This window comes from Deltaproteobacteria bacterium (assembly GCA_009929795.1).
Classification (GTDB): Bacteria; Desulfobacterota; Desulfovibrionia; order Desulfovibrionales; family Desulfomicrobiaceae; genus RZZR01.
In genome coordinates, this window is sequence record RZZR01000263.1 from 1 (window position 1) to 2,453 (window position 2,453).

At 58.7% G+C, this 2,453-nt stretch carries 2 protein-coding genes; both read right to left on the reverse strand.

From position 1 onward, the window contains the following. Window positions 1-993: hypothetical protein (locus EOM25_13990; GenBank protein ID NCC26285.1), on the reverse strand; the 993-nt coding region annotated here is incomplete at its 3' end. Window positions 994-995: 2 nt separating this feature from the next. Then, window positions 996-1,463 carry a rhodanese-like domain-containing protein gene (locus tag EOM25_13995; protein NCC26286.1) on the reverse strand — a complete coding sequence of 156 codons (468 nt, stop codon included), beginning with the start codon at window positions 1,461-1,463 and terminating at the stop codon, window positions 996-998. Between the last annotated feature and the right edge of the window lie 990 nt (window positions 1,464-2,453).

Genomic DNA, 2,453 nt, shown 5'->3' on the forward strand with positions numbered 1-2,453 from the left:
ATCAAACAAGGAGTCGTCTCCGTCATCCACGTGTTCGAGTAAAAGGCCTTCCTCCTCCAGATAACTCAGGATGGAGTTCATCCCGGACAGGACGATGCGGCGGTTTCGGTCGAGATCGACCAGGAGCAGCGGCACGCCTCGATGTCCGGCGGCCCGGAGGTAGTCCCTGGCCCATTCGGTGGCCGCTACGGTCTTTGGGTCAAAAACCATGGCGGGCAGATCGGCGGCCCGCTCGACCGACACGATGGAGCGGAAGGGATTCTCGGCCGTGTCTTCAGAGGCCAGGATGTGGGCCGCCCGGGAAAGATCCTTGGACTTGGTGTCGGTCATGTGAAAGGTCCAGGGGAACCCGGCCATGTCGTTGGCGGCCAGATTGGCCATGACCCTGGCGCAATGGCCGCAATGCAGGCTGAAGAAGAGGTGGAAGGAGGGATATTCCTTCCAAGGGTCGCTTTCGGAAGGCCATTGGAGAAAGGCCGTGTTTTCCAGGGCCGGGGTGGTCGGGTTGAGCTTCAAAACGCTGTTGGCCACGAAGCCCGAGGTCCAGACCGCGAGGCCCAGGAGGAGAACCAGGACGGAACGGCGGACAAAGGCGTACTGGAAAAGAATCAGAAAGAGGCCCAGGCCGACGATCATGCAGAGCTGGCATTTCTCGCCCAGGGCCACGAACTGAAAACCTAGGATGGCACCGTCAAAGGCCAGGGCCCCGATCAGGGCGATGGTGAACAGATGCCAGAGGGTTGGGCCGGTCCGTTTGGCGACCAGGGCCAAGAGCCAGAGGAAAAGGAAAAATCCGGCTCCGGCCTGGACCATGAGCAGTTCGCCGATGCGGACATACTCGCCGACCACCTCGCATGACGATGTCGTGCACAGGCCGTGGCCGGTGGCCATGGTCAGCCAGACATCCAGCCCCAGGGTCACGGTCATGCCCAGGAGCAGGGCCAGGAGCAAAAATTCGGCCCTGAAAACGTTCCGTCGGAAGAAATCGGTCATGCTCACCCCTTCTGATCCCGGGTCCAGGCGTTGAATCCGCCCCGATACCAGAAGATTTTTTCAGGCGGAAAGCCCCATTCCATGGCGGCCACGGCGGCGTGAAAGGCCCTCTCGTTGCCAGTGCAATAGAAAACGATGATCTTGTCTCCGACGGCAGCTGCGAGAAGATCCCGGGTCATGACGTTGGTGGGGTGTCCCTTGACAAAATAGGGGAGGTTGAAGGCCCCGGGGATATGCCCCAGGGCCTCGAACTTCTCACTGGGCCGGTTGTCGATGAATATCACGTCGTCCCGGCCGAGCAAGGCCCGGGACTCGGCCGTGTCCAGAATGGTCACCTGGGCTGAATCCAGTCGATCGACGCTTTTCGGATCCACTCGGGCGAATTGCTGGTCTTGGCCCAGGGCGTGCCAAGACCAGGCAAAGCTCAAGGCCATCAGGAAGAAAAGGCTTCCGAGAATAGGGTTTTTCATCAGTTCAGCCTGTATATTGAGGTTATTCGGCGACCCCCAGGGCCTTGTCGATCATCTCCTGGGTGGCCGGGTCGAAATAGGCGTTGGCCATGGCCAACGCCACACTCTTGCGATCCAGAACGGTCATGTCTTGCCGTTGATGTTGCACGAAACGGAGCAGACCGATCCTGCCTCCGCGACGTTCGGTGGTCAGTTCGACAAAATCATCATTCGTTTTTCCAAAGGATTTTGTGTTTGTAACGAGCACGTTGATTTGGGGGAATGACTTCATGATCCGGCGGTTGGTATCCCCAGGGCATTGCGAGAGCAACACGATGAGGTCACTTTTGTCGGTGACTTCGGAAAATGTTCGGGCCAGCGCCGTCTCCGGGTCTTCCAGATTCAAGCCGGGTGCCAAGGTTTGAACGGGCTGTACGCTGAGGATGGCCACCTTGATTCCATCGCTTTCCAGGAGGATCCAGGGAAGGAACCATGGCTGGCCCTCATCTACGTGGAGGTTGGTGGCCACAACCGGAAAATTGGCCTCGGCCAGGATCCGACGCAATGTCTCGCTGCCCAAGGAGACGTCAAGGGGGCCGAGGCCCATGGCGTCGTAGCCCATGGCGTTCATGACCCGGACGACGAGATCGTTTTGAATTTCGGCCTGATCGCCCCGATGGGCAAAGGCATTGCCATTGTCTAAAAGAAGCGTGCGGGGTGTTTTACCCCCAAGTTCCTTTTCAAAATAGTGGACTCGGGCGGACAGGCCGCCGTCAAAGCTGCAGCAACCCCGAATGGCCTGGACCTGGCCGTTGGTCTGCCCACTACATACGATCTGAAACACATCTGCTTTTCTGATTTTCAAGGTCTCCAGGGTGGATTCCAGTTTTTGGCGCATGGAAGTGGTTAGGTCGTTTTCCTGGCCCCCGGCCTGTTTGTACATGACCCCGAGCAGAAGAAGAACGCGCGTGCCTTCGGTAAAGGCTGTCAGGGAACCGGCTCGTCCGTGGG